Genomic DNA, 23,934 nt, shown 5'->3' with positions numbered 1-23,934 from the left:
CATGGCGCTGCTATGACTTAGTGCTAGGCCGAAGGCAGGAAACAGCGGAAAGAGCGGAATATGGCGGACAGTCCTCAGTATGATATCGGGCCCGATAAATCATTGCTTCTGGTCGATGATGACGAGCCGTTCCTGAGACGTCTGGCCAAAGCAATGGAAAAACGCGGATTCGAAGTTGAAACCGCAGGCTCGGTCGCGGCAGGGCGCGCCATTTCCACCGCTCGGCCCCCGGCTTATGCCGTGGTCGATTTGCGGCTCGAGGATGGCAACGGCCTGGATGTGGTTGAAGTGCTGCGTGAAAAGCGCCCCGACAGCCGGGTCGTGGTGCTGACCGGATATGGTGCGATCGCGACTGCAGTGGCCGCTGTGAAGATCGGCGCGACCGATTACCTGTCGAAACCTGCCGATGCTACCGACATCACCAACGCGTTGCTGGCCAAGGGCGACGAACTGCCCCCGCCCCCGGAAAACCCCATGAGCGCGGACCGCGTCCGCTGGGAGCATATCCAGCGGGTGTATGAACTGTGCGACCGGAACGTATCCGAGACTGCACGGCGGCTGAACATGCACCGCCGGACATTGCAGCGGATTTTGGCGAAGCGCAGCCCGCGTTAAGATCGAACCTAAGCTGGCATTCTCCCTTCTCTGGATGTGGAAACTCAAACAAGCGCACTATTTCGGAAGGTATTGGCAAGGGCTGCTGATACCCTTCCTCTTGTTTGCTGTTGAACGAGGAGTTTCCAAAGATGTCTGCACTAACATTTTCCCACATCGGAATAACCGTTCCGGACCTTGAAAAAGCGGTCGAGTTCTACTCCAAGGCCTTTGGGCTTTATGTCCTCATGGAACCCACCGAAGTGCTGCATGACGACAGCGCCATAGGCCAGATGTGTGACGATGTTTTTGGTGAAGGCTGGGGTTCATTCCGCATTGCCCACCTGTCGATGGGGGATGGAACCGGCATTGAACTCTTTGAGTTTCCGAACACGATCGAAGAGGAACGGCCGTTTGAGTATTGGCGTCGCGGTCTTTTTCATTTCTGCGTGCAAGACGCCAATCTGGAAGAGCGGGTTAAGATCATAGAAGAGTTAGGCGGAAAACAACGCATGAGCCAGATCCGAAAATACTATCCTGGCGAAAAGCCTTATCGAATGGTCTACATGGAAGACCCGTTTGGGAACGTATTTGAACTTTATAGCCACTCGTACGAACTGACTTATTCGGCGGGCGCGTACGTATAGGTTTGTCGGCGGCCGCACAGACGGCTGCATATCAAATAACAAGAAAAAGTGATATGTGAATACCGCCCAATTGCGGAGGGCGGCATGAATAATCTTTCGACGGCATTTCGGCGGGCACTGTCAAATTACGCCAACTTCCACGGTCGCGCTTCGCGCGCGACCTTTTGGTGGTGGGTCCTGGCCGTATTTCTTGTTCTTTTGGTGACGCGAATTGTCGATGGTGCATTGATCGCGCCGATGCTTGGATTTGGCGCGTTTGAACCGAGCGCGGGCCAGCCGCTCTCAGTTTTGGTGTCACTTGGGCTGTTGCTTCCCAATGTGGCGATCGGGGCCAGACGTTTGCACGACATCGGGCGAACCGCTTGGTGGTTATTGATTGCCTTCATTCCGCTGATCGGAACCTTGGTTTTGATCTACTTCTACATTCAGCCAAGCGAGAGTGGTTTAAACCAGTTTGGAGAACCTGACACTTTCCCTTGAAGTTCCAGGTGGAATACGGGGATTTGGGCTACAGTTTCTTTAAAAGTTCCTCGTGACGCGCAGAATACGCCCGCCGAACCTCAACCGCCGGGCGCAACCGGATTTCCAAACCTTCTATGACCGCCCTATCCGGTCGCCCAAAGAACTTCGTCGCCTCAGCCTCGGAAAACCCCGCGATCTGCGTCGCCTCCATCCAGGCGCTGATCTTGTCGGCCTTTTTGATTTGACGTTTCACTGTTTTCGGCACCTCGGCAGGCAGGCCGAACCGGATGTGGATGGCAGCAGCCAGTCGATCATCCAGCGCGCCGTAATCTGGCCCTACGGCAGATTTCACCGGGGAAATCATATCTCCGATCACGTATTCGGGCGCATCATGTAACAAAGCAGCCAGCCGCCATTTTGCCGGCGCCTTGGGGACAATCCGGCCGAATAACTCTTCGACCAAAAGCGAATGTTCGGCCACGGAATAGGCGAAATCCCCGTCCGTCTGCCCGTTCCAGCGGGCCACAAACGCAAGTCCGTGGGCGATATCTTCGATTTCGATGTCCACGGGCGTCGGATCCAGCAGATCCAGACGCCGACCTGACAGCATCCTCTGCCATGCCCGGGGTTGTGTTGCCATTATACCATACCTCTCGCGACCCGCCGCGATTGCGCCTCATTTTTAGGGTATGATGTACCTGTCTGGATCACTGGCTGCCAACGTTTTCTTGAGCATTCGTGCTTTGAAGGAATGACAGTCAATCCCGACATAAAGAACTGAGGGGGGCACGCGCTCCTCCCGGTGTGCCCCTCTCGTAACGAAACCCGTAACGAAAGGAGCTTGTCATGTTCAAGCGATTGTTCTCAATAGCCCTGACATTCGGCATGGCCGCGACAGCGCCGCCGGTGTTGGCCCAAAGCTGCGCAGTGCGCGAACACGTGATTTCCAATCTGCAGGACAAATATGCCGAGGAACTCGCCTTTGGCGGTCTGCAGAAATCGCGCGGTGCGCAATCGGTCATGGAGGTCTGGACCTCAAAGGAAACAGGCAGCTATACCGTTCTGGTGACACAGGCCAATGGCATTACCTGTATTGTCGCCGTTGGCACAGATTTCTTCGAGGCGATCCCGATTATCAAGCCTGAGGGTACGCCAAGCTGATTTTGACGGCATAACTTCCTGTATCCGGCTATCCAAGTTGCCACCTGCATAAAGGAATGCTAGGGCACTCCGGTTCGTGATTTACCGGAGTGGAGCACCTGATGGCCGGGGACTATATCGTCAAAGACATTTCATTGGCCGGGTTTGGCCGCAAGGAGCTGGATATTGCCGAAACCGAGATGCCGGGCCTGATGGCCTTGCGTACGGAATATGGCGAAGCCAAGCCGCTGAACGGTGCGCGCATTGTCGGTTCGCTGCACATGACCATTCAGACCGGCGTTCTGATCGAAACGCTGGTTGCGCTGGGCGCCGATGTGCGCTGGGCATCGTGCAACATCTTCTCGACCCAGGATCACGCAGCCGCCGCGATTGCCGAGGCGGGCATCCCCGTCTTCGCCATCAAAGGTCAGACGTTGGAGGAGCACTGGGATTATCTGGACAAATCCTTCCTGTTCGAAGACGGCCCCAACATGATCCTGGATGATGGCGGCGATGCGACGCTGTACATCCTGCTGGGCGCCCGTGCCGAAGCGGGAGAGGACATCATCCGTGTTCCGGGTTCGGAAGAGGAAGCAGTCATCAAGGCGCAGATTGCCAAGCGTATGGCGGCAAGCCCGGGCTGGTTCACCAAGATGCGCGACCAGATCCAGGGCGTGTCCGAAGAAACCACCACCGGTGTGAACCGCCTGTATCAGCTGGTGAAAGACGGCCATCTGCCGTTCCCGGCGATCAACGTGAACGACTCGGTCACCAAGTCGAAGTTCGACAACAAATATGGCTGCAAGGAATCGCTGGTCGACGGCATTCGCCGCGCCACCGACACCATGATGGCCGGGAAGGTCGCCGTGGTCTGCGGATATGGCGACGTAGGCAAAGGTTCGGCCGCTTCGCTGCGCGGTGCAGGCGCCCGAGTGAAAGTCACCGAAGTTGATCCGATCTGCGCGCTGCAGGCCGCCATGGACGGGTTTGAAGTGACCCTGCTGGAAGACGAAGTTGCATCGGCAGATATCTTCATCACCACCACCGGCAACAAGGACGTGATCCGCATCGAGCATATGCGCGAGATGAAGGATATGGCCATCGTCGGCAACATCGGCCACTTCGACAACGAAATTCAGGTGGCCAGCCTGAAAAACCACAAGTGGACCAACATCAAGGAACAGGTGGACATGATCGAGATGCCCTCGGGCAACCGTCTCATCCTGCTGTCCGAAGGTCGCCTGCTGAACCTCGGCAACGCCACCGGCCACCCGTCCTTCGTGATGTCGGCCTCGTTCACCAACCAGGTTCTGGCGCAGATCGAACTGTTCACCAAGGGTGACCAATACAAAAACGAAGTCTACATCCTGCCCAAGCATCTGGACGAGAAAGTTGCGCGCCTGCATCTGGACCGGATCGGTGTGAAGCTGACCCAGATGGACAGCGAGCAGGCGGCGTATATCGGCGTAAAGCCGGAAGGCCCCTACAAGCCCGAACATTACCGCTACTGATTGCAGTGAAACTCAGGAAAACGGCGGTCGATCCGGCCGCCGTTTTTTGTTTCAGCGCAGTGGCGGCATGAAATCTCCACGACCCTGCGGTGTGAAATCAAGGATGTTCCAAAGCGGCCATGCCGCATCTATGTGCCGCGGATGCCAGTCGCTGGGCTCAAAGAACAGCTCGGATCCCCAAAAATGATGAATACCGTCCTGATCCCGTTGAAACACGTTCAGGATCGGCAGTTGATTACCGTCTTCCGTTTCAGCCAGATAGTCGCGCTGGTATCCCGTACCCAACGCTGAAAACAGGGGCAGGTCATTCCAGCCCATCTGCTTCTTTAACGCTGCCAGCTTCTGAGGCGTATTCTCGGCCGCGACCAGAATCGATATTTTCCTTCGGATATGGGTGACTTGCCCGTTCAGCCCATCCAGAAATGCCGAACACATAGGGCAAGGGCTGGTGGCATTCGGCCCGTACATTAGAGAATAGATGGCAAGTGTGTCATGTTCCCCAAACAATGAAGACATCTTCGCGGCTTCACCGTCCAGCGACCTGAACGCATAGTCGTCTGGTACTTGCCCGCCTTTTGGCAGGCTGCGACGCATGGCTGCGACGGATTCGATCTGCGCTCTTAGCTCGGTTTCAGCCGTCAACAAAGCATTCCTGGCATTGCGATATTCGGAACTTTCGTTTGGCAGGGATACGGTCATTGCTACCTCCGCTTTCATTATTTAACAGATGAGTTAAATTAAAGCAGCGTTTCGATCAACCCCTGCTCATCCAATGGCGTTTACCTTAGGGGGGAAAGCGCGGTTTTTTCCCCTTTGTGCAAATCTCCGCGCCCGCTACCGTATGTGCTGTGCTGAATGGACAGGACATGAACATCTAACAGGAGACGAAAATGGGAAAACGCGACGACCTGATCGCCAAGTATGCCGATGACCTGAAATCCAAATGCGGCATGGACCCGGACATGGACCTGCTGACCAAGGTTACGATTGGATGTGGTCCCGCCATTTATGACGCAGACGCCGCGACCGTGGCTGCCAGCCAGGAAAGCGAGCTGGAAACAGTCAAAAACAATTTCCTGATCAAGAAACTTGGTCTGTCCGATGGTCCGGAACTGATGGAAGCGATCAACAAGGCCATGGAAACCTACGGCATGTCCGAGCGCAACAAATACCGTGCTGTCGTCTATTACATGCTGACAAAGCATTTCGGCAAAGAGTCGGTCTACGGCTGATCCCGGATTCCGAATCTGATTGCGCCTGAACGGGAATCGACACCCGCTGATCTTACGGCGGGTGTGCTTAGTTTTACTTTTATTCTAAACACTTGATTGTTGAACGACCTGCAAGAAACCGGGTAGGTTCAGTTCAGGACCAGGACGGTCAGAGCCAAGAATTCTATACACGTGTGGTGAGTTGGGAGCACGTGGGGTAGGGAAGGTTCTGCATCGTCGGAACCTTCCCGCATATTTTAGTTTGCGCCGCCCAACAGGCGGGCGATGAACTGGTCAAATCTGGTTTGTTTTTCGTCGCCGTCGCTTTTGCTGCTGCCGCCGCCACGTCCAGCCAGATACACCTCAATGCGTCCGGGCCTGGTTTTCACGTTGGAATCCGTAAAGTCTCGGGAAATTGCTCCCAGGGCTTTCGCAGTCAGTGCCGCCATTTCCGCATCGTTTGGGTGATAGAACCGAACCTGGGTTTCCTTGACCGAATATCCCACCCGGGCTGACGCCACCACATTGGCTTCACCGTCGGCCAGAACTTTCAGCGCCACGTTTCGCGCATCCTCTGACACTCGGGTTGGCACAATCAGCGCGACCTCGATATCCAGTTCCGGTTTCAAGTCAGGCAGTACTTCATCGGGCAATGCAGGCTCGACAATCGTGCTGACTGGCGGATCAGGGTTCAACGCCACCAAGCTGACCTGCGGTTCATCGGGCAGGTTTTCAACCTCTGTTTTTGCGACTTCCGCATCATCGATAACTGCGTCTGGGGCTGCTGCATCTTCTGCAACTGCGTCTTGAACCACTGGGTCTTCAACAACTGAGTCTTGGATAACTGCGGCTTCTACAATGGCGTCTTCGACGACCGGGGTTTCGACCACGACTGCTTCGACTTGATCGGTCGGGGGACTCTGGTCTTCCTGAGGCGCAGGCACGCTTTGCGCTTCTTCAGACAGGGCAGACAACTTGGGATCCAGCTGTGCAACACTGTTGGAAAAGGCAGGGCTCCCTCGTTGAAGGGGCATCAGTTCCGCTCCGGGAAGGTTGATGCTGGCCACTTGGCTTCGCGGGTACACCTTTTTTCGGGAGGCCGGCGGTTCAGTTGCAATAGTGTCCGGTGCGGCAATCCTGACCGGAGGCTCATTCTCGGGGGCAGCAACCTCAGCGGGCAAATCGGGATCGCCCAGCGCCGCGTCCAGAATGGCTTCATCTTCAGCAGCCTGAGACCATTTGGTGGTGACCTTGGCGCCGCCCCATTGCAGGGCCGCGCCGCATGTCATTGCGATAAGCACAACAAGCAGGAGCCTTGTCGTGCCGCGATTGCGTTTCTTATTTGGTCGAACTTCCGGATGGACAGGTTCCGAAACCGCTGGATCGGGCGCAGGTTCCGGGATTGCCTGCGCAATATCCTTTGATCGTGCGACAGTTGGAATTTTGGCTACGCCATTCCTGGGGGCTGACCCATTCGTACGCGCCAGCGCCTTCCGCCGCTGCTTTCGCGCCTCTTCAAGTCGCGCCTCCCAATTTTTTGGGTTTCGCGGCTTGGACTTCCCAGTACTGCCTCTGGCGTCAGACATGGGCTCAGACTTTCGAACAAGATCAAACTATGAACAAACAACACCAGAAATTAAGGTATCGCCAAAACCACAACCGAGATGCCCCCAACAGGCGAATTCCATTGGGTTATAGCATTTTGGAGGTCGCTTGAGAAGGTTTAGGCCCAAGAAGCGTTTCAATCAGGGCGGGTTTGCCCCAACGCGCAAATGGCGTCCCATTCCGATTCCGTGACCGGTTGCACGGAAAGTCGGGAGTTTTTGACCAAAACCATTTCGGCCAGACGCTCATCCGACTTGATCCGTTCCAGAGTGACTGCAGTCTCGAAAGGGCGAACGGTTTTGATATCTACGCATTCCCACCGGTCGTCATCCGTCGTGCTATCGGGGTGCGCCTCGGCACAGACTTCGACGATGCCGACAATGGCCTTTTCCTTCTGTGAATGATAGAAAAAGCCGCGATCGCCTAAGGCCATCTGACGCATGAAATTGCGGGCCTGGTAGTTGCGCACGCCGTCCCATTCCTCGCCCGTCTCGCCCTTGGCGACCTGTTGATCCCAGCTCCAGGTGGAAGGTTCGGATTTGAACAGCCAATACGCCATCAGCCAATGACCTTCTTCCAGGGAACCAGTTCGACCGATTTGAACAACCCGGCTTTGGCATAGGGGTCGTTGTCGGCCCAGCTTTGCGCGGCCGCCAGATCTTCAACTTCCAGAATGATCAGCGAACCAATCATCGCGTCGCCGTTCAGAAGCGGACCGGCCTGTGCCACAACGCCGGTTTCTTCGATATAGGCCAGGTGCGCAGTACGATTGTCCAGCCGCGTTTGCAGCGCCCCGTCCTTGTCGCGGGCGATCAGAGCGATCAGCATATTATTCCTCCTTCAAAGGGCGATTGAGCAGCGATTGAATCGCCTTGGTTACACTGTATTCACCATGGCTGAGTTCCGCCACTGTTGTACTGATGGGCATGTCCAGCCCCTCGGCCCGGGCAATGTCGGACATGGCTTTTGCGGTGGCCACACCTTCCACTGTTGTTCCGGGGTCGAAACTTTCGTTTCGACCCAAACTAAGGCCAAAACGATAGTTTCGCGACAACTCGGATGAACATGTCAGGACCAGATCCCCCAATCCCGACAGGCCCATCAAGGTCTCGGGCCGTGCGCCGCGCATGGCCGCGAAGCGCTGCATTTCCGCGAACCCCCGTGTCATCAGCGCCGCGCGAGCACTGTCGCCAAGACCGGCGCCGATACAGGCCCCGCAACCGATGGCCATCACGTTCTTTAGCGCCCCACCCAATTCGGCGCCGATCAGATCAGTTGTCCGATACAGGCGCAGGTTGGTCGTTGTAAGCGCGTGTTGCAGGTGCTGGCCCGATTCATCCTCATCGCAGGCCAGTGTCAGCGCAGTGGGCAAGCCGCGCGCGATGTCGTCGGCAAAGCTGGGACCGGTCAGCAAAGCGGGTCTTGCATCGCGGGCGGTCTGGCGGGTGACCGAAACCGGTCCAAGCCCGGTTGTCAGTTCAATCCCCTTGCAGCAGGCCACAAGCGTCTTGTGCCGCAACAAAGGTGCATGTTCCGTGATGACTGCGCGAAGCTGCTGCATGGGTACGGCCAGCAACAGAACATCGTTGCCGGCAGCGACTTTGATATCCGACGTCACGGCGATATTCGGGCCGAGCTGAATGCCGGGAAGGCGTTTCGCGTTCTCGCGCCCGTCCTGCATGGCCCGCGCCTGATCCTGCGAGTGCGACCACAGCGTCACAGGCCCATTCCCGGCAAGTGACACGGCCAGCGCTGTACCAAACGCGCCGGAGCCTAGGACCGAAACGCTCATGCTTTGGCGCCCTTCTTGCCACTTCCCAGCATGGCCGGGCTGGTTTGGTCCAATGGCCACCGCGGGCGGGCGGTCAGGTCCATTCCATCAAGTGCGCCACTGCGGAACCGTTCCAGCCCGGCATAGGCGATCATGGCCGCGTTGTCCGTGCACAGGTTCATTGGGGGTGCCGTGAACCGGGCGCCGGTTTCCGCGGAAACAGTCTCTAACGCTGCCCGAATTGCCCTGTTGGCCGCGACACCACCTGCCACTGCAATGACAGGTTCAGATGGCTTTTCGCCGAGATAGTGGGTAATCGCCCGACGGGTCTTCTCCGCCAGAGTATCGACGACGGCCTGTTGGAAGCCCGCGCACAGGTCGGCGCGGTCCTGACGGGTCAGGCCGCCTTTTTCACTTACGATCTGGTCCCGCATGCGCATCAATGCGGTTTTCAGGCCCGAGAATGACAGATCACAGCCCGGACGATCCAGCAAGGGCCGGGGAAAGCGGAACCGGTCCGGGTTGCCCATACGGGCTTCAGCCTCGACCGAGGGGCCGCCGGGTTGCGGCAGTCCCAGCAATCGGGCGGTCTTGTCGAACGCTTCCCCTGGCGCGTCATCGATCGTGCCGCCCAGACGGGTGAAATGCTCCGTGCCATGGGCGATCAAATATTGGCAATGCCCGCCCGACACCAGAAGCATCAGGTAAGGAAATGCAATGCTGTCCGTCAGGCGCGGTGTCAGGGCATGCCCGGCAAGGTGGTTCACCCCAATCAGGGGTATGCCGGTTGCAGCACTCAACCCCTTGGCGCACATGACACCCGAGATTACCCCGCCAATCAGTCCCGGGCCGGCGGTCACCGCAATCGCGTCCATATCGCGAAGGTTCAGGCCGGATTCGTTCAGGGCCTGCGCCACGCAAACATCCAGCTTTTCAGCATGGGCCCGCGCGGCGATTTCCGGCACGACGCCGCCAAAGGCGCTGTGAAGCTCTGTCTGGCCATGCACGACAGAGGACAGGATTTCGGCCCGCGCACCCTCCGTCTGGCGCACCACGGCGGCGGCCGTATCGTCGCAGCTGCTTTCCAGCCCCAGAACGGTAAGTGTTTGCACCATTGGCCTGATCCGTTGCATCATGATTGCAAAGCGGGGTATCACCCTGCGCGGACGCAAACAATCCCAAGGCCGAAGGCGCCGATAGTTGTATTTGTTGATGACCCGCCCTCATGCCGCATCCGAAAGGTTTGTTGCGCAGTTGCCAAACCGCGTCAGATCGCGGGTTCAAGTGATTTACTCCCCGATTCTGGATATCAGGCCGCTTGCCGTTCAGGTTGACACAAAGGGAATGCGCGGGTTGATCTTCACCTCCGCAAACGGGGTCAATGCAGCGGCGTCGCTGGGCGTAACGCGGAACCTTCCCGCCTTTTGCGTCGGTCCCGCAACAACGTCCGCGGCCCTGTCCGCCGGATGGACTGCCCGGATGGCGGGGCAGACGGCAGAGGAATTGATGGGAAATCTGCTGCAACTCAGGCCGCAGACCCCATTGCTGCACCTTCGGGGGGAACACAGCCGGGGCAATATCGCCGAGCGGCTGACCGAATCCGGCCTGACCGTGCATGAGCAGCCGGTCTATCAGCAAAAGCTGCTGCCGCTGTCGTCCGAGGCCGAGGAAATGGTGCACAACGATGATCCGATCATTGCGCCGTTGTTTTCCCCCCGCTCGGCGCGACAATTTGCCGATATCTGGTCCGGTTCTGCCCCTTTATGGCTGGCGGCAATCAGCGAAGCGACGGCTGAACCGCTTTATGCATTGGACTATGCCCGGCTGAAGGTTGCGAAACAACCGACGCCCGGGAAAATGCGGAAAGCCGTGAAAAAGCTTGTGAAACACGCGATGCGGGTTGAGGGAAAAGAGAGCACGGATTAACTTGGTCAGGTCTGTTGTTCAGGATTTTTTGGAATCGATAAGGGGAATGTGACGGTGGCTGGTAAAAAGAAATCCGATCAGGAGCCGGAGAAAGACCCTAAGTCGAAAGATATTGCCGACAGCGTCGAAACTGAAGCCACGGATCAACCGGATAGTAAGCCCCTTGACGCGGCTGACCAGCCGAACGACGTAGTTTCCGAAGCCGAAGCCGAAGCCGAAGCCGAAGCCGAAGCCGAAGCCGAAGCCGAAGCCGAAGCCGAAGCCGAAGCCGAAGCCGAAGCCGAAGCCGCCTCTGCGCCGGTTGCAGAAAAAACTGTCGAACGGGTTGTGGAAAAGAAGGGTGGGTTCGTGCCGGCCCTGATCGGCGGCGTGGTCGCGGCGGCTGTCGGCTATGTCGTGGGCAGCGGGTATCTGACCAATGGCTCGGGTTCAGAAGACGCTCTTTCCGCGCTTGAGGCGAAACTGGCCGAACAGTCAGACCAGATTGCGAAGCTTTCGAAATCTCTTGCGGACGCTCCAGATGTTTCCGGTCTTTCCGATCAGGTGACGGCTCTGGCTGACAAGCTGGCTCCGGTCGAAACGGATCTGGGTGAATTGAAATCCAGTGTCGACACCCTCAGCAACAAGGTTGCTCCTCTGGACACCCGCCTGAGTGATCTTGAAAGCAACGCTCTGACCCAGGGGGCATCTCAGGAAACATCAGCTGCCTTCGAGGCTGAGTTGAAAAAGCTGCAGGATTCCCTGGCCGCACAGCGCGCCGAGGTCGAGAAGATGGTAAGCGACGCACAGGCGCTTGAGGCGAAAGCTTCGGCCGAAGCACTGGCTGCGACCAACGCAGCGATCGTGTCGCGCCTGCAGGGTCAACTGGATGCGGGTCAGCCTTATGCCGATCTGGTGGCCGAACTGACAGCCAACGGCGTGGATGTGCCTGACGCCTTGTCGGGTCCGTCGGACAAGGGTGTGGACAGCCTGTCCAGCCTGCGGGCCTCGTTTGATCCGGCGGCCCGGGCGGCGCTGGCGGACGCTCGTGATGCGGACAAAGGTGCGGGTGTGATTGCATTTTTGCAGCGCCAGACCGGCGCCCGGTCAGTTACACCGCAGGATGGGGACAGCCCGGACGCGATCCTGTCGCGGGCGCAGGCCGCTTTGGCCAGCGGGGACCTGCCGGCGGCGCTGAATGAACTCAAATCCCTGCCTGAAGCCGGACAATCGGCAATGGCAGACTGGGAACAGGCGGCTCAGACACGGGTCGCCGCTGTAGCCGCCGCAAATGCGCTTCAACCAAGCGCAAACTCGAACTGAAGGGCCTGCCATGCTGTGGTCATTGTTTAAGATTCTTGTTTTTGTTGCGATTATCGGTCTGCTGGCCATGGGCGCAGGGTTCCTTATGGAAACCAGCGGCGGTGTTCAGATCACGGCCGGGGGCACGGAATACACGTTAGGGCCGCTTCAATCAGTGATTGGGCTGGGTCTGCTGGTCCTGGGTGTCTGGTTGTTCTTCAAGTTGCTCAGCCTTTTGGTTGCGACGCTGAAATTCCTGAATGGCGACGAAACCGCCTTGTCGCGCTATTTCGACCGCAGTCGCGAGCAGCGCGGCTATCAGGCACTGGCTGATGGTCTGATGGCGCTGGCTTCGGGGGAAGGACGCATAGCGTTGAACAAGGCTACAAAGGCCGAAAAACTGTTGAACAAGCCCGAGCTGACGAACCTGCTGGTGGCGCAGGCGGCCGAATTGAATGGCGACACCAAAAAGGCGTCAGAGACCTACAAGAAACTGGTTACGAACAACTCGACCCGTTTTGTCGGTGTGCGCGGCATCATGAAACAGAAACTTGCCGAAGGTGATGATGAAACCGCGCGCAAGCTGGCCGAAAAGGCGCTGGCGATCAAACCGCGGCATCAGGAAACGCAGGATATTCTGCTGGGTCTCCAGACCAAGGCGCAGGATTGGGCCGGCGCGCGTTCAACCCTGACGGCCAAACTGAAAGCGGGCCACCTGCCGCGCGACGTGTTCAAGCGCCGCGATGCAGTTCTGGCCCTGTCCGAGGCCAAGGATATTCTGGACGAAGATGCGACTCTCGAACAGCAGGAGCACGCGATAGAAGCCAACAGGCTGTCACCCGATCTGGTTCCGGCCGCTGCAATGGCTGCGCGGGCCTATATCGCCAAGGGCAAGCCCCGGGCGGCAACCAAGATTCTGAAAAAAGCCTGGGAGGTTCAGCCTCACCCCGATCTGGCGCATGCCTTTGCCGAGATCGTGCCGGATGAAACGCCATCCGAACGGATCAAGCGCTTTACGGCACTGACCCGCATTCATCCTCAGCATCAGGAAACCCGGCTGATACTTGCGGAACTCAATATCGTTGCCGAAGATTTCCCCGAAGCCCGCCGCGCGCTGGGCGATGTGGTGGAAAAACAGTCAGATGCCCGGGCCTATACGCTGATGGCTGCAATTGAGCGGGGCGAGGGTTCGTCGGACGCGGTGGTGCAAGGGTGGCTGGCCAAGGCGCTGAACGCGCCGCGCGGTCCGCAATGGGTCTGTGACAACTGTCACGACATTCAGGCTGAGTGGGCTCCGGTCTGCCAGAACTGTCACAGCTTTGATACGCTCAGCTGGCAAACGCCGCAAACACCGGAAATCGCCAGTGCCACAGGGGTGCATATGCTGCCTCTGATCGTCGGCGCGCTCGAGGATAAATCCGAGACGGAACAAGACGTTGTGGATGTTTCGAGTGACGAGGCGGACGTGATCGAAATGGATGCTGAGCCAGTCGAGGACAAAACTGAAAAGTCGGCCTAGTGTTCAGACAGAATTCGGTGCCTAGCCGATTGTTGCGTCAGGCTGCGGTTGCATGACCGTGGCCGCTCACGCCCGAACTACTTCTTTTCGAAGAACAGTATAACCTCGCCCAAACGGACACCAAATCGTGACAGGTATGCACGATTGAGAAGCCTGTCGTCGTCCAGCAGCCACATCCAGTCATCGAAATCGGCCCGCATCGTGCCGTCTTTGACCGGCAGGTCGATGCTGTACTTCCAGTTGAATGTGTCGCCCCGCTCGATGCCTGATGCGGTGCCCAGCACACCCGGGGCTGTTCCAGTCCAAGTATCCTTACCTGTTTTTGTCAGGGTCCAGACGCGCTGCTCGGTCGCGCCGTCGTCATAAGTGAAGTCTTCGACCAATGTCAGTGTTTCGCCGGTCCAACTGCCTTCAATATCGACCGTGAAGCGGCGCGAGACATTGCCCAAAACATCCTGAAACTGCCCATAGGCCGCCGTCTGACCGTCAAAGAATTCCTCAAGGTTCAGTTGGCGATCAGAAAGAAAGGTCTTGGGAACCTTTGGCTTGGCGGAACAGGTGGCAAGGATCATAAGCGCGGCAATGGCTATACAGCCTGCCAGAAAGCGGCGAAAGGTCATTGCATTGGCCTCGCCTCAGTCGCCGCGTCCCGGCCATGTGCACCGTTCAGGTGGTTGGTCTTGACCGCTGGGGCGGGGCGCATGGTCGCTATCAACTCGACGACCTTCACCCCAAATTTCCGCATCTCGGACCGGTTCATGATAGCGCCGTTTTCGGTCAGATACATCCAGTCGGTGACGTCCAGAATATGCCCGCCGGCGTCTTCAGGCAGCACGATCCGGTAGGAAAGCCTGACGGTCGAGCCTGCGATAACGCCATTTCCTTCTCCGACAATATCGTCTGCGGTTGCCGAAAAAGTGTTGCCGGTGCCCAGGGTCAGGTACCATTTGCGGGTAATTTGTTTGCCATTGGAATAGGTGAAATGCTCGGTCAGCGTCCCGGAATTTCCGGTCCATTCCCCCACCATGCGCGCGACAAAGCTGTTGGACATCTTTCCGTTTGGCCCAAAGATCAGCCCTTCGGACAGGATTTCCCCGTTCAGTTGCTCTTTCAGCGAAAACTTCGGGCCTGTGTCGGAATAATCTGCGGGTGATTGAGACCGAAAGCTGAAATAGCGCCTTTTTGCAAACAACAGGGCAAGCAGGGCAAACAGGAGAATTGCAAGGAGTTTCATTGGACGGGCTCCTTTGAGGGCAACGTCAGGACCAATCCAAACGCGCCAAGTTTCAGAATGCAGGGCAGCACGGCGTAAGCCAGGTTGAGTGTTTTCAATGCCTGGGCCGAGTTTGCCTGTCCGGGGGTGAATCCGCTGCGTTCAAGCAGGGGCAATGTGAAGAAGGCGGCCAAGGCCAGGCCCAGTTTCCCAGCGAATGACCAGATGCCGAACGCAGCCGAAGCATTCAGCCCGGCACGTGTCAGAACCACCGAGAACATGGCGGGCAAGACCACCATGTCTGCCCCCAGCGCCGCGCCCGAGGTCATGCAGATCAACGCAAACCCCGTGAGGTTCCCGGTAGCCAGAAGGGCCGCCCCGACAAAGCTGGCAATCGACAGAGGCATCGCAATAATCAGAGTCTGTTTTGGGCCAATTCGGTTGCTGAGACGCGCCCAGAACGGAACACTTGCGCCTGCGCTAAGGAAAAACAGGATCAAAAGAGGTCCCGCTTTACCAGGCAGTTGCAGCCGGTCTTCGACAAAGAAAAGAAAGAGTGTGGATGTTATTGCCACAGGCAGGCTGTTTACCAGAGCAAGCACCAGCAGCCTGAGCGCACCAGCCTGGCCCAGGCCGGAATATGTCAGTCCCTGTCCGGTTATCGGCGGTCGCCGCCACATGGGAAATGTTAAGACAATTGACAGAATAGCCATTATCCCAAGGAACAGCCCAAATGCGGGATATCCTTGCGATTGCGCCCCAAGGGCCGCCAGCAATGCCGGCGCACCTGCGGCAAGGATCACTCCGGCCAATTGCCCGCTTTCCCGATAGGCGGCCAGCGTCATCAGCTCTTTCGGGTCAGGCCGTTTGGCAAGTGTCGCGCTGCGGCCATAAAGCAGGATAGTGCCAAGGCTATAGGCTGAAAACAACAGGATCAGAATGGCGACCAAAGCCGCCACACTTGCGCCCTGAGGTAATGAGAACAGCAGGGGAAATCCGACCGCCAGACCCGCCATGGCCATGGCCGCAAACAGAACCTGCGCACCTGGCCAACGGTCTATGGCCCAGCCGATCAGTGGATCCTGCACCAGATCGATCAGGCGGATCGCCAGAAGTACCGTGCCGATCGTGGCCAGTCCAATGCCCAGATTGACGGCCGCAAACCGAGGCAAATGTATGTACAGCGGGATACCGGCCGCAGCAAGCATCAGCGCATACAGGCTGACCCGCGGATAAAGCATCATTTTCCCAACAGCGACTGGGTGAAAGCGGCGGAGCGCGTGTTTTCGCCCACGAAGATGGACATGAAGCTGCGTGTGATCCCCGGGTAAGCCATCGTGCATGTCTTGCGACCGTTGAGCCAGAAGCTCACTTTGTCCGGGCCCTGGGACACGGCCAGAAAGGTGTCGCCTTTGCTGACGGCGTCGAAACAACCATCCAGCTGTTGCCGAACCGGCGCGGCGCGCCCGATGCGTTTCATTTCATCCAATGTCGAGTTCACGAGCGCTTTTTTTGTCAGGTTCCGCCGATAACGCAATTCCAGGCCAAAATCCCTGCTCCAGCTGAGCGGCGCCCCACCTTGCGTGAACAGTTGCGCGTCATACAGAGGAAAGCCCAGGTACCGGAAGGTCGCCGCGCCGCGCGTCTGAGCATTGTCCAGAACACCAAAGACCGGAGACGCCGCCAGCCCGCCGGGGGCAAGCATCGCGACGGACAACAGCGCGGCACGCCAGCTGTTATGCGTCGGTTGAAACAGGGATGGCAGCTTCTTGAGGAACGCCATGTTCAGCTCCGGGTGTTTGCGAGTTTCCTTTGATCAGCCCGACAACATGCATTGCGCTGGCAATCCCGTCTTCATGGAACCCATGCCGGTTGTAGGCTCCGGCAAACCATGTCCGGTTTTGCCCCTGCATGTTTCGAATCTGCGTCTGAGCCTTTATGGCGGCCTTGTCGAAGACCGGATGCGCAAATTCCACCTGATCATAGATCTTGTCGTCGCCGATTTCGGTCGGCGCATTCAGCGTAACGAACAGAGGATCGCGATCAGGAATGTTCTGAAGCCGGTTCATCCAGTATGTCACGCCTACCTGTCCGGCTTGCGACCGGTAGGTCCAGCTGGACCAGCAGGCGCGCCGACGCGGCATCTGGGCGGGGTCGCAGTGAAGCGTTGCGACATTCGGCTGATACCGGATTGCGCCCAATGCAGCCTTCTCTGATGCAGTGGCGCCCTGGCCCAGAATGGCAAGTGACTGATCCGAATGCGTGGCCAGTATCACCTCGTCAAACAGGTCCGAGACACCCTGGCTGTGAATTGTAACCCCCAGATCGCTGCGCTGAATGTGATCAACCGGTGCGGCCAGGCGGATCTCACAGCCACGCGCACGCAGTGCGGCATCGATCCGGCGGACATATTCGATACTTCCGCCCGTGACCGTGTACCATTGATGCTGATTGGCGCGGCCAGAGGCCAAAAGTGCGTGGTTGCGGAAAAACTGAACCAGTGAACGGGCCGGGAACTGGTCGACGAACTCGACCGGAGTGGACCAGATCGCGCCACACATTGGCATCAGATAGTTGTGGCGGAACCAGTGACCCAGGCGCAACTGGTCAACCAGTTCGCCAATTGTGGTTTCGTCATCCTTGGCCGCATCGGGTGCTTCTTTGCCAAAGCGCAAAATGTCCGCAATCATCTTGTAATAGGCAGGGCGCGTCAGGTTACGCTTCTGCGCCGTCAAGGTTCGCAGGTTGTTCAGTCCGTACTCGATCCGGCCGTTGTCGATGGTTGCACCGAAACTCATCTCACTTTTGCTGACGGGAACGTTCAGTTCATCGAACAGGCGCGTCAGATGCGGGTAAGTGACGTAGTTGAACACAATGAACCCGGTGTCGACGGGCTGGTCGCCGTTCCTTCCAGCCATAACCGTTCGGGCGTGACCACCCAGCCGGGGCTCGGCCTCGAACACGGTTACGTCGTTGTCTTCGGAAAGGTAATAAGCTGCAGAGAGGCCTGAAATGCCTGCGCCGATGACTGCGATTTTCTTGCGTACACGCGGGGTTTCGTCGAACATTCCATCCTCGATATGCGTTATTTACTGAGATACGCGGGGCCAAAGACAGTGGATCAATAAAAAGCAATGCTTTGCTGTATCTTAGCATCCCAAGGCTGTTTGAGGAGGCATCCCCGGGTCCGGACCGTGGGTGATCCTTTCGGGTCACCGATGCGTAAAACGACTGTCACAACCGGAATGAAAAGGCATGATCGATTTTGATGGAAAGACCTATTGGATCATTGGCGCAAGTGAAGGGCTGGGCCGCTCGCTGGCCGAGGCGCTGAGCAACAAAGGGGCGCATCTGGTCCTGTCCGCCCGCAACGCCGAACGTCTGCAAGAAATCTGCGGGTCGCTGCCCAATGCGCGCGCCGTTCCATTTGATGTCGCGGACCTTGAGGCGGTTCGCCGTGCGCGGCAACAGGTCGGAGAGGTTGACGGACTGGTTTACAATGCCGGCATCTACGAGCCGATGCCCGCAAAACACTGGGATACCGAGGCCGTTCTTGCGATGAATGACGTGAATTTCACGGGTGCCCTGCGGGTTCTTGGCGAAACATTGCCGGGCTTTGTTCAGGCTGGTCGCGGGGATATCACGCTGATCGGGTCGTTGTCGGGTTATCGTGGGTTACCGGCGGCGATTGGTTACGGCGCCAGCAAGGCAGCGCTGATTTCGCTGGCGGAATCCATGCGGCTTGATCTTGCCGGCACCGGTGTGACTGTGCGCATCGTCAACCCCGGTTTCATCAAGACCCGGCTGACCGAGAAGAACAAATTCAAGATGCCGATGCTGATGACGCCGGAAGACGCGGCAAACCGTGTGGTCAAGGCGATGTCGCGACGCCGGTTTCGCACCGATTTTCCGGCTCCGTTTTCGTGGCTGGTTCGGTTGTTTGATTATCTGCCGGACTTTCTGGTGTTTCGCGGCAGGTAGTATCAGCCGAACTGCCCCTGACAGAACCAGCCCGCCGACAGGGTGCCGCCATGGCCGTAAAACAGCCAAAGCCGCTCACCCTGTTCCGTCACCACCACCCAGTAATCGCGCACCCCGCTGCGCCAGTTGGGATCGTCCAGCCACCACTCGGGCGCGATGCGTTCCGGGCCGGTGGCCTGCGCCAACTGCCAGTCCCGCCCGCGCCAGCGAAAGGCGCCGGGCACTTCTGGGGTTTCCGGGGCCATCACCGGTTCGGGCTGCCACATCTGCAAAGGCCGGGGGCGTGGCGGGACGGGCCAGTTGCGGGCGGGTTCCGACCACGCGGCGGCCAGGGTCTGAGCCGTTTTCTCGGGGATGTGAGAAGCCGCCGGGTGGCGCCGTGTGATCGCCTCCAGACCCACCCGCGCGCCCAGTTTTCCGATCAGGTCTTCGACGGCTCTGTTGCCCTCCAGCCGTTCCCGGGCGGCGCGGCTGGCTTCGGCATGGCCGGTTCGGGTCCGGGCGTGGATGGGCTCGGACTGAACCGCCTCAAGTCGCAGCATGTCGATGCCATAACCTGCGTCGATCTTGTCGATTTTCATCTCTAACAAAGGGCGAATACGGTGTTTGTCATAGGTTGGGCGGGCCAGACCGACCTCGATGATCTCGGCCGCCTGATCCGCACGATGCGCTTCGAGCCGTAGGGTACGGACGCCGCGGCCCTTCTCTTCCAATCTGGCGCAGAGCGTGGGCAGAATACGATCGATGGCGGCCATCACGTCCTCGACCAATCCGATCGGGTTGGGCAGGGTCATCCGCACCGCAAAGTGATGCGGCGGACGGGCGGGCGAGACCGGCTCGGGGGCGCTGCCCATCGCCTGATCCAGCCGCAGCACCAGCCCTCGCCCGAACCGCCGCGCCAGAGAGGCGCGGGGCTGGCCCAGCAGATCGCCGATCCGGCGCAGGCCCAGCCGGTTCAGTTGCGCCACCACCTGATCCTCGAGCCGCAACGCTGCGATGGGCAGGGGGCTGAGCGCGCCATAGGATTGCCCCGGTGCTGCGATCCGTGCGCCGCCACCCAGTGCCATCACCTGCGGCGCGGCCCCGCCTTTGGTCCAGTGCCGTCGCTTTCCTGCACGGGCGCGGGTGGCGCGGGCCTCTTGGCTGATGGCGTCACCGTTGCGGTCGGACGTGGCCTCTTGCCCGGCATAGCGCGCCAAAGCCCAGGCGGCCCCCAACGTGTCGGCGATGCCCATCTGCACGCTCAGCCCCATATCGGCGCAGTCGGTCTCGATCACGCTCAGCAACGCTTCTTCGCCACCGAACAGATGCGCGCAGCCCGACAGGTCGACAATCAGCCCGTCCGGTGATTCCTCGGCCACCCAAGGGCTGAACTTGCCCACCCAGCGGCGCAGCGCGGTCAGAAACGCGGCCTCGGCCGGGGCATTACGGGGGCGTGTCACAAGTGCTGCACACATGGCATGGGCGTCGCGCACCGGCTGACCCACGCGCAGACCGGCGGCCTGGGCTTCGGCGTTCAGCGAGGTGACGACCTGCATATTGGACTGCTCGGCCACCACGGCCAAAGGCCCATCCTGCAGGCCCCGCGCGGCGCGGACCAGCCGTTCAGCCCCCAGACGGGGGAACCACAGCGAAAGTATTCGGCGTTTGGGCATCGGCAGACATCAAAGTGTTCTCATTTTGTTCTTATCTGAGAATCGATGCCAGAGTCGAGTCCGACCCCTACCCGCAGGCCAGCCGCTGAACGATCCCGGCCCCGTTCACGTAAACGTTCAGCCGGTCGATGCGGTAATCCTGTGTGGCGATGTCATCCGGGCCCAGTACACGGGCTCGCTCGGGCAGATCCGCCCGGATGCTCGAGACCGGCTGGCCAACGGAATCGGCAAAGGGTTCCCCCTTGCAAAAGGCCAGTTCCACCGAAGCGGCTTGGGGGGTGGCGGCGACATCTTCGGGAATGCTGGTGTCGGTACAGGCTGCCAGAAGGATCACAAGCGGGATTAATCGAAGCATTGGCGTTCCTCTTTCTGACAATGTCGTTTCTGCAATATCAAACAATTAGCCAATTAGCCATCAAAGCGCAGTTGAAAACGCTCTGCAATTGACGCAGGGTCGGGGCAATTTAAGACAGGGAGACAAACACCATGCGTACCCGTGCCGCCGTTGCCGTTCAGGCGGGCAAACCTTTGGAAGTGATGGACGTGAACCTTGAAGGCCCCAAGGCGGGCGAGGTTCTGGTTGAAATCAAAGCCACCGGCATCTGCCATACTGACGAATTCACCCTTTCAGGTGCTGACCCCGAAGGCCTGTTCCCGGCCATTCTGGGCCACGAAGGCGCAGGTGTTGTGGTTGAGGTTGGTCCGGGTGTGACCAGCCTGAAGCCGGGCGACCATGTGATCCCGCTTTACACTCCGGAATGTCGTGAGTGTGAATACTGTCTGCATCCCAAAACCAACCTGTGCCAGGCGATCCGCAGCACGCAAGGTCAGGGCCTGATGCCCGACGGCACCTCGCGCTTTTCGACGCTGGATGGCGATCCGATCCTGCACTACATGGGCTGTTCGACCTTCTCGAACCACACGGTTCTGCCGGAAATCGCGCTGGCCAAGGTGCGCGAGGACGCACCCTTCGACAAGATCTGTTATATCGGCTGCGGTGTAACCACCGGCATCGGCGCGGTGATCAACACTGCCAAGGTGGAAATTGGCAGCCGTGCCATCGTGTTTGGCCTGGGTGGCATCGGCCTGAACGTGATTCAGGGCCTGCGTCTGGCCGGAGCGGATCAGATCGTCGGCGTCGACCTGAATCCGTCCAAGGTCGAGATGGCCACCAAGTTCGGGATGACCGATTTCGTGAACCCGAACGAAGTCGAAGGCGATCTGGTGCCTTACCTGGTCGATCTGACCAAAGGCGGCGCGGATTATACCTTTGACGCCACCGGCAATGTCGGCGTGATGCGCGCAGCACTGGAATCGGCGCATAAGGGCTGGGGTGAATCGATTATCATCGGTGTGGCCCCTGCGGGGGCCGAAATCTCGACCCGTCCGTTCCAACTGGTCACCGGTCGTTCGTGGCGCGGCACCGCCTTTGGTGGCGCCCGTGGCCGGACCGACGTGCCCAAGATCGTCGACTGGTACATGGAAGGTAAGATCGAGATCGATCCGATGATCACCCACACCATGGGGCTGGATGACATCAACCACGGCTTCGATCTGATGCATAAGGGTGAAAGTATCCGCTCGGTGGTAGTTTACTGATCAGATTAAAAAATCACGGGGCGGGCATTTTCCCGCCTCTTTTCGTGCATACATTCCTCATTACGAATTAAATTCTGATTTGAGGAATTGAAGTGACGACAATGAGTACGGACCGGCTGGCGGTTCTAATTGATGCGGACAACGTTCCCGCAAAACACGCTGCTGAAATTTTTTATGAAATCGCCATATTGGGCGAAGCAGGTTTAAGGCGGATTTACGGGGATTTCTCCAATAGCTCGCCCCGGGGTTGGAATGCCAATACTCTGGTAGAGTTCGCCATCGTTCCCCATCAGCAATTCGCCAACACGAAAGGCAAAAACGCCAGCGATATTGCGCTGGTGATTGACGCTATGGATATCCTGCATACTGGCCGCTTTGACGGATTTGTGCTGGTCTCCTCCGACAGTGATTTCACGCGTCTGGCAAGCCGTATTCGAGAGCAGGGGCTGGACGTTTTTGGAATAGGGGAACGGAAAGCCCCGAAAGCGTTTGTAGCGGCTTGCAAAAGGTTCATCTACATCGAGAATATCGAAGCAGGCGTATCTCACAAAAAACAAGCTGATAACCAAGAACCGAAGCGGGAATTGAATCACGCGTTCCAGTTGATCGGGAACGTAGTGCGGAATTCTGACGAGCCAGAAGGTTGGTTGAAACTGGGGCGTGTGGGTAGCCAGCTTAACAAAATCTATACGGATTTTGATCCTAGAACCTATGGGTTTTCCAAGCTAAGCGATTTGGTTCGTGCCACAGGAAAATTTGATGAGAAAGGAGCAAATGGCGACTACAAAATCAGACTGAAGGCTGGAAAGTAACTTATTGGAAACCGAAACAGCAGAGCACAACTTACTCTCCCGGTCTCGACGCCCCCGTATCCGACCTTGGTGATCGCACCCGCAGAACCGGGGTGTTAGCCGAAGTGGTGTTGGACCGGCTTTCGCGCCAGACCACAAAAACGCCTGATGCAATGATGATGCTGGCGCCGACTGCGACCCAGCCGTCGGGCTGTTCGCCAAAGAAGACCACGCCGAATATCGTGGCCCAGATGATCTGGCTGTACTGGCTGGGTGCAACCACCCCTGCAGGTGCTGAACGATAGGCCATGATGATCAGGTGCTGTGCGATCACCGAAAACACGCCGACAAGGGCCATCATCGCCAGGTGCAGCAGTGATGGAGGCAGGTACACCGCCGGTTGGGCGAGGCTCATCACCACGATGGCCAGCAGCATGGGGTAGAGGATCAGAACGGCCGAGCGTTCTTCGTTTCCGATCTTGCGCACCAGGACCGAGGCAAAGGCGCTGCAGAAGGCGGCCGTCAGGGCGGCCAGATGGCCCAGCGTGATATCCGTTGTGCCCGGGCGCAGAACGATCAGCACACCGATCAGGCCCACGCCGACCGCGGCCCAGCGTTGCGCGCGAACCACCTCGCCCAGAATCGGAATCGACAGGACCGTGACGATCAGCGGGAAGGAAAACAGCAGCGAATAGACCTCGGCCAGCGGGAGGACCGAGAATGCATAGAACGCGCAGGACATGGCCGTGACCATCAGTCCGGACCGCAGCAGGACCAGCCATGGATGATGGGGTAGAAAGTTTCCTGTCGTCCGGTCGGTCAGGATCGTGACCGCCATGGGGACAAAGGAAAACAGCGTGGCGAAAAAGATGATCTGCATCACCGAATAGGTGCCGCCCAGGACCTTGATCAGCGCGTCATGGCTGGCAAAGACCGCAAAGCCCAGAAACGCGTAGCCAAGTCCCCGAAGGGTGGAGTTTTGAGTGCTCATCAGTTGGCCTCGGGTCGTGGGTCGGTGTGGTTGCGAT

The 23,934-nt window shown here is 58.4% G+C and carries 27 protein-coding genes; 12 read left to right on the top strand and 15 right to left on the bottom strand.

The window, feature by feature from the left end:
- Window positions 1-60 precede the first annotated feature (60 nt).
- The 3 genes from ACR0FE_RS07815 to ACR0FE_RS07805 all read left to right on the top strand — a co-directional run bounded on the left by ACR0FE_RS07815 (window position 61) and on the right by ACR0FE_RS07805 (window position 1,721).
- Window positions 61-615, top strand: coding sequence for an ActR/PrrA/RegA family redox response regulator transcription factor (locus ACR0FE_RS07815; protein WP_170612816.1), 555 nt, complete (start codon window positions 61-63; stop codon window positions 613-615).
- A 131-nt stretch (window positions 616-746) separates the two neighbouring features.
- Entirely contained in the window at window positions 747-1,241 is a 495-nt protein-coding gene (locus ACR0FE_RS07810) for a lactoylglutathione lyase family protein (RefSeq protein ID WP_170612818.1), read from the top strand.
- Window positions 1,242-1,325: 84 nt separating this feature from the next.
- A complete protein-coding gene (locus ACR0FE_RS07805; RefSeq protein WP_170612820.1) occupies window positions 1,326-1,721 on the top strand; it encodes a DUF805 domain-containing protein in 396 nt (131 codons plus the stop codon).
- A 28-nt stretch (window positions 1,722-1,749) separates the two neighbouring features.
- Here the strand turns inward: ACR0FE_RS07805 and ACR0FE_RS07800 are convergent, their stop codons facing one another.
- Complete coding sequence (locus tag ACR0FE_RS07800) at window positions 1,750-2,343, bottom strand: HD domain-containing protein (protein ID WP_170612822.1); 594 nt, start codon at window positions 2,341-2,343, stop codon at window positions 1,750-1,752.
- Between the two features lie 206 nt (window positions 2,344-2,549).
- Here ACR0FE_RS07800 and ACR0FE_RS07795 point away from each other — a divergent pair, with 206 nt between their 5' ends.
- Both ACR0FE_RS07795 and ahcY read left to right on the top strand, forming a co-directional pair.
- On the top strand, window positions 2,550-2,864 hold the full coding sequence (locus tag ACR0FE_RS07795; protein ID WP_170612824.1) for a hypothetical protein: 315 nt from the start codon (window positions 2,550-2,552) through the stop codon (window positions 2,862-2,864).
- A gap of 101 nt (window positions 2,865-2,965) precedes the next feature.
- Entirely contained in the window at window positions 2,966-4,354 is a 1,389-nt protein-coding gene (ahcY, locus tag ACR0FE_RS07790; protein WP_480912188.1) for an adenosylhomocysteinase, read from the top strand.
- 51 nt (window positions 4,355-4,405) lie between these two features.
- Here ahcY and ACR0FE_RS07785 read toward each other — a convergent pair whose 3' ends face one another.
- Window positions 4,406-5,053: a DUF899 family protein gene (locus ACR0FE_RS07785; protein WP_480912185.1), complete on the bottom strand. Its 648-nt coding sequence runs from the start codon at window positions 5,051-5,053 to the stop codon at window positions 4,406-4,408.
- Window positions 5,054-5,244: 191 nt separating this feature from the next.
- Between ACR0FE_RS07785 and ACR0FE_RS07780 the strand changes: the two genes are divergently transcribed.
- The gene (locus ACR0FE_RS07780; protein ID WP_170807098.1) at window positions 5,245-5,586 is read left to right on the top strand and encodes a DUF2853 family protein; all 342 of its coding nucleotides are present in this window, start codon (window positions 5,245-5,247) and stop codon (window positions 5,584-5,586) included.
- 236 nt (window positions 5,587-5,822) lie between these two features.
- Here ACR0FE_RS07780 and ACR0FE_RS07775 read toward each other — a convergent pair whose 3' ends face one another.
- The 5 genes from ACR0FE_RS07775 to tsaD form a co-directional block, all read right to left on the bottom strand.
- Window positions 5,823-6,866, bottom strand: a complete 1,044-nt coding sequence (locus ACR0FE_RS07775) for a hypothetical protein (RefSeq protein ID WP_480912182.1) — start codon at window positions 6,864-6,866, stop codon at window positions 5,823-5,825.
- 440 nt (window positions 6,867-7,306) lie between these two features.
- Window positions 7,307-7,729 carry an EVE domain-containing protein gene (locus tag ACR0FE_RS07770; RefSeq protein ID WP_170612835.1) on the bottom strand — a complete coding sequence of 141 codons (423 nt, stop codon included), beginning with the start codon at window positions 7,727-7,729 and terminating at the stop codon, window positions 7,307-7,309.
- Entirely contained in the window at window positions 7,729-7,998 is a 270-nt protein-coding gene (locus tag ACR0FE_RS07765) for a YciI family protein (protein ID WP_170612837.1), read from the bottom strand. Before ACR0FE_RS07765 ends, ACR0FE_RS07770 begins: the two co-directional genes overlap by 1 nt.
- Before the next feature lies 1 nt (window position 7,999).
- The gene (locus ACR0FE_RS07760) at window positions 8,000-8,962 is read right to left on the bottom strand and encodes an NAD(P)H-dependent glycerol-3-phosphate dehydrogenase (protein WP_170612839.1); all 963 of its coding nucleotides are present in this window, start codon (window positions 8,960-8,962) and stop codon (window positions 8,000-8,002) included.
- Window positions 8,959-10,056, bottom strand: a complete 1,098-nt coding sequence (tsaD, locus tag ACR0FE_RS07755) for a tRNA (adenosine(37)-N6)-threonylcarbamoyltransferase complex transferase subunit TsaD (RefSeq protein ID WP_480813454.1) — start codon at window positions 10,054-10,056, stop codon at window positions 8,959-8,961. Before tsaD ends, ACR0FE_RS07760 begins: the two co-directional genes overlap by 4 nt.
- A gap of 169 nt (window positions 10,057-10,225) precedes the next feature.
- On the opposite strand from tsaD, the gene ACR0FE_RS07750 reads away from it, so the two are divergent.
- Genes ACR0FE_RS07750 through ACR0FE_RS07740 form a run of 3 tightly spaced genes read left to right on the top strand, consistent with a single transcriptional unit; the run spans window position 10,226 to window position 13,667 of the window.
- On the top strand, window positions 10,226-10,867 hold the full coding sequence (locus tag ACR0FE_RS07750; RefSeq protein ID WP_480912179.1) for a uroporphyrinogen-III synthase: 642 nt from the start codon (window positions 10,226-10,228) through the stop codon (window positions 10,865-10,867).
- Window positions 10,868-10,921: 54 nt separating this feature from the next.
- Window positions 10,922-12,169 carry a COG4223 family protein gene (locus ACR0FE_RS07745; RefSeq protein WP_480912176.1) on the top strand — a complete coding sequence of 416 codons (1,248 nt, stop codon included), beginning with the start codon at window positions 10,922-10,924 and terminating at the stop codon, window positions 12,167-12,169.
- 10 nt (window positions 12,170-12,179) lie between these two features.
- Window positions 12,180-13,667, top strand: coding sequence for a heme biosynthesis HemY N-terminal domain-containing protein (locus tag ACR0FE_RS07740; protein WP_480912173.1), 1,488 nt, complete (start codon window positions 12,180-12,182; stop codon window positions 13,665-13,667).
- A 77-nt stretch (window positions 13,668-13,744) separates the two neighbouring features.
- Here the strand turns inward: ACR0FE_RS07740 and ACR0FE_RS07735 are convergent, their stop codons facing one another.
- From ACR0FE_RS07735 to ACR0FE_RS07715, 5 genes are read right to left on the bottom strand one after another with little or no spacing between them, the layout of a single operon-like run.
- Complete coding sequence (locus ACR0FE_RS07735) at window positions 13,745-14,287, bottom strand: DUF3833 family protein (protein WP_480912171.1); 543 nt, start codon at window positions 14,285-14,287, stop codon at window positions 13,745-13,747.
- On the bottom strand, window positions 14,284-14,901 hold the full coding sequence (locus tag ACR0FE_RS07730) for a DUF3833 domain-containing protein (RefSeq protein WP_480912168.1): 618 nt from the start codon (window positions 14,899-14,901) through the stop codon (window positions 14,284-14,286). The genes ACR0FE_RS07735 and ACR0FE_RS07730 overlap by 4 nt, the downstream gene beginning before the upstream one ends.
- Entirely contained in the window at window positions 14,898-16,121 is a 1,224-nt protein-coding gene (locus ACR0FE_RS07725) for an MFS transporter (RefSeq protein WP_480912458.1), read from the bottom strand. The genes ACR0FE_RS07730 and ACR0FE_RS07725 overlap by 4 nt, the downstream gene beginning before the upstream one ends.
- Window positions 16,121-16,663 carry a hypothetical protein gene (locus tag ACR0FE_RS07720; RefSeq protein WP_170680047.1) on the bottom strand — a complete coding sequence of 181 codons (543 nt, stop codon included), beginning with the start codon at window positions 16,661-16,663 and terminating at the stop codon, window positions 16,121-16,123. The genes ACR0FE_RS07725 and ACR0FE_RS07720 overlap by 1 nt, the downstream gene beginning before the upstream one ends.
- Window positions 16,617-17,948, bottom strand: a complete 1,332-nt coding sequence (locus ACR0FE_RS07715; protein WP_480912165.1) for an NAD(P)/FAD-dependent oxidoreductase — start codon at window positions 17,946-17,948, stop codon at window positions 16,617-16,619. The genes ACR0FE_RS07720 and ACR0FE_RS07715 overlap by 47 nt, the downstream gene beginning before the upstream one ends.
- A 187-nt stretch (window positions 17,949-18,135) precedes the next feature.
- On the opposite strand from ACR0FE_RS07715, the gene ACR0FE_RS07710 reads away from it, so the two are divergent.
- Complete coding sequence (locus ACR0FE_RS07710; protein ID WP_480912163.1) at window positions 18,136-18,861, top strand: SDR family NAD(P)-dependent oxidoreductase; 726 nt, start codon at window positions 18,136-18,138, stop codon at window positions 18,859-18,861.
- A 2-nt stretch (window positions 18,862-18,863) separates the two neighbouring features.
- Here the strand turns inward: ACR0FE_RS07710 and ACR0FE_RS07705 are convergent, their stop codons facing one another.
- Together ACR0FE_RS07705 and ACR0FE_RS07700 are read right to left on the bottom strand one after the other, a co-directional pair.
- On the bottom strand, window positions 18,864-20,516 hold the full coding sequence (locus tag ACR0FE_RS07705; RefSeq protein WP_170612862.1) for a Y-family DNA polymerase: 1,653 nt from the start codon (window positions 20,514-20,516) through the stop codon (window positions 18,864-18,866).
- Between the two features lie 67 nt (window positions 20,517-20,583).
- A complete protein-coding gene (locus ACR0FE_RS07700) occupies window positions 20,584-20,871 on the bottom strand; it encodes an I78 family peptidase inhibitor (protein WP_170612864.1) in 288 nt (95 codons plus the stop codon).
- 131 nt (window positions 20,872-21,002) lie between these two features.
- Between ACR0FE_RS07700 and ACR0FE_RS07695 the strand changes: the two genes are divergently transcribed.
- Together ACR0FE_RS07695 and ACR0FE_RS07690 are read left to right on the top strand one after the other, a co-directional pair.
- Complete coding sequence (locus ACR0FE_RS07695) at window positions 21,003-22,115, top strand: S-(hydroxymethyl)glutathione dehydrogenase/class III alcohol dehydrogenase (RefSeq protein ID WP_170612866.1); 1,113 nt, start codon at window positions 21,003-21,005, stop codon at window positions 22,113-22,115.
- Between the two features lie 101 nt (window positions 22,116-22,216).
- Window positions 22,217-22,927, top strand: coding sequence for an NYN domain-containing protein (locus tag ACR0FE_RS07690; RefSeq protein WP_480912160.1), 711 nt, complete (start codon window positions 22,217-22,219; stop codon window positions 22,925-22,927).
- 31 nt (window positions 22,928-22,958) lie between these two features.
- Here the strand turns inward: ACR0FE_RS07690 and ACR0FE_RS07685 are convergent, their stop codons facing one another.
- A complete protein-coding gene (locus ACR0FE_RS07685) occupies window positions 22,959-23,897 on the bottom strand; it encodes a DMT family transporter (protein ID WP_170807084.1) in 939 nt (312 codons plus the stop codon).
- Window positions 23,898-23,934 lie beyond the last annotated feature (37 nt).

The organism is Ruegeria sp. K7 (assembly GCF_056531785.1).
The sequence above is the reverse complement of the archived record's forward strand: the minus strand, read 5'-3'. Positions and strand labels throughout refer to the sequence as shown.

Bases quoted from the DNA above. Each gene is read 5' to 3' on its own strand.
- ACR0FE_RS07765 (WP_170612837.1), bottom strand. From the start codon at position 7,998: ATGCTGATCGCTCTGATCGCCCGCGACAAGGACGGGGCGCTGCAAACG.
- ACR0FE_RS07685 (WP_170807084.1), bottom strand. From the start codon at position 23,897: ATGAGCACTCAAAACTCCACCCTTCGGGGACTTGGCTACGCGTTTCTG.
- ACR0FE_RS07715 (WP_480912165.1), bottom strand. From the start codon at position 17,948: ATGTTCGACGAAACCCCGCGTGTACGCAAGAAAATCGCAGTCATCGGC.
- ACR0FE_RS07725 (WP_480912458.1), bottom strand. From the start codon at position 16,121: ATGCTTTATCCGCGGGTCAGCCTGTATGCGCTGATGCTTGCTGCGGCC.
- ahcY (WP_480912188.1), top strand. From the start codon at position 2,966: ATGGCCGGGGACTATATCGTCAAAGACATTTCATTGGCCGGGTTTGGC.
- ACR0FE_RS07780 (WP_170807098.1), top strand. From the start codon at position 5,245: ATGGGAAAACGCGACGACCTGATCGCCAAGTATGCCGATGACCTGAAA.
- ACR0FE_RS07700 (WP_170612864.1), bottom strand. From the start codon at position 20,871: ATGCTTCGATTAATCCCGCTTGTGATCCTTCTGGCAGCCTGTACCGAC.
- ACR0FE_RS07730 (WP_480912168.1), bottom strand. From the start codon at position 14,901: ATGAAACTCCTTGCAATTCTCCTGTTTGCCCTGCTTGCCCTGTTGTTT.
- ACR0FE_RS07770 (WP_170612835.1), bottom strand. From the start codon at position 7,729: ATGGCGTATTGGCTGTTCAAATCCGAACCTTCCACCTGGAGCTGGGAT.
- ACR0FE_RS07720 (WP_170680047.1), bottom strand. From the start codon at position 16,663: ATGGCGTTCCTCAAGAAGCTGCCATCCCTGTTTCAACCGACGCATAAC.
- ACR0FE_RS07785 (WP_480912185.1), bottom strand. From the start codon at position 5,053: ATGACCGTATCCCTGCCAAACGAAAGTTCCGAATATCGCAATGCCAGG.
- ACR0FE_RS07710 (WP_480912163.1), top strand. From the start codon at position 18,136: ATGATCGATTTTGATGGAAAGACCTATTGGATCATTGGCGCAAGTGAA.
- ACR0FE_RS07695 (WP_170612866.1), top strand. From the start codon at position 21,003: ATGCGTACCCGTGCCGCCGTTGCCGTTCAGGCGGGCAAACCTTTGGAA.
- ACR0FE_RS07795 (WP_170612824.1), top strand. From the start codon at position 2,550: ATGTTCAAGCGATTGTTCTCAATAGCCCTGACATTCGGCATGGCCGCG.
- ACR0FE_RS07800 (WP_170612822.1), bottom strand. From the start codon at position 2,343: ATGGCAACACAACCCCGGGCATGGCAGAGGATGCTGTCAGGTCGGCGT.
- ACR0FE_RS07740 (WP_480912173.1), top strand. From the start codon at position 12,180: ATGCTGTGGTCATTGTTTAAGATTCTTGTTTTTGTTGCGATTATCGGT.
- ACR0FE_RS07815 (WP_170612816.1), top strand. From the start codon at position 61: ATGGCGGACAGTCCTCAGTATGATATCGGGCCCGATAAATCATTGCTT.
- ACR0FE_RS07805 (WP_170612820.1), top strand. From the start codon at position 1,326: ATGAATAATCTTTCGACGGCATTTCGGCGGGCACTGTCAAATTACGCC.
- tsaD (WP_480813454.1), bottom strand. From the start codon at position 10,056: ATGGTGCAAACACTTACCGTTCTGGGGCTGGAAAGCAGCTGCGACGAT.
- ACR0FE_RS07735 (WP_480912171.1), bottom strand. From the start codon at position 14,287: ATGACCTTTCGCCGCTTTCTGGCAGGCTGTATAGCCATTGCCGCGCTT.
- ACR0FE_RS07760 (WP_170612839.1), bottom strand. From the start codon at position 8,962: ATGAGCGTTTCGGTCCTAGGCTCCGGCGCGTTTGGTACAGCGCTGGCC.
- ACR0FE_RS07705 (WP_170612862.1), bottom strand. From the start codon at position 20,516: ATGCCCAAACGCCGAATACTTTCGCTGTGGTTCCCCCGTCTGGGGGCT.
- ACR0FE_RS07690 (WP_480912160.1), top strand. From the start codon at position 22,217: ATGAGTACGGACCGGCTGGCGGTTCTAATTGATGCGGACAACGTTCCC.
- ACR0FE_RS07810 (WP_170612818.1), top strand. From the start codon at position 747: ATGTCTGCACTAACATTTTCCCACATCGGAATAACCGTTCCGGACCTT.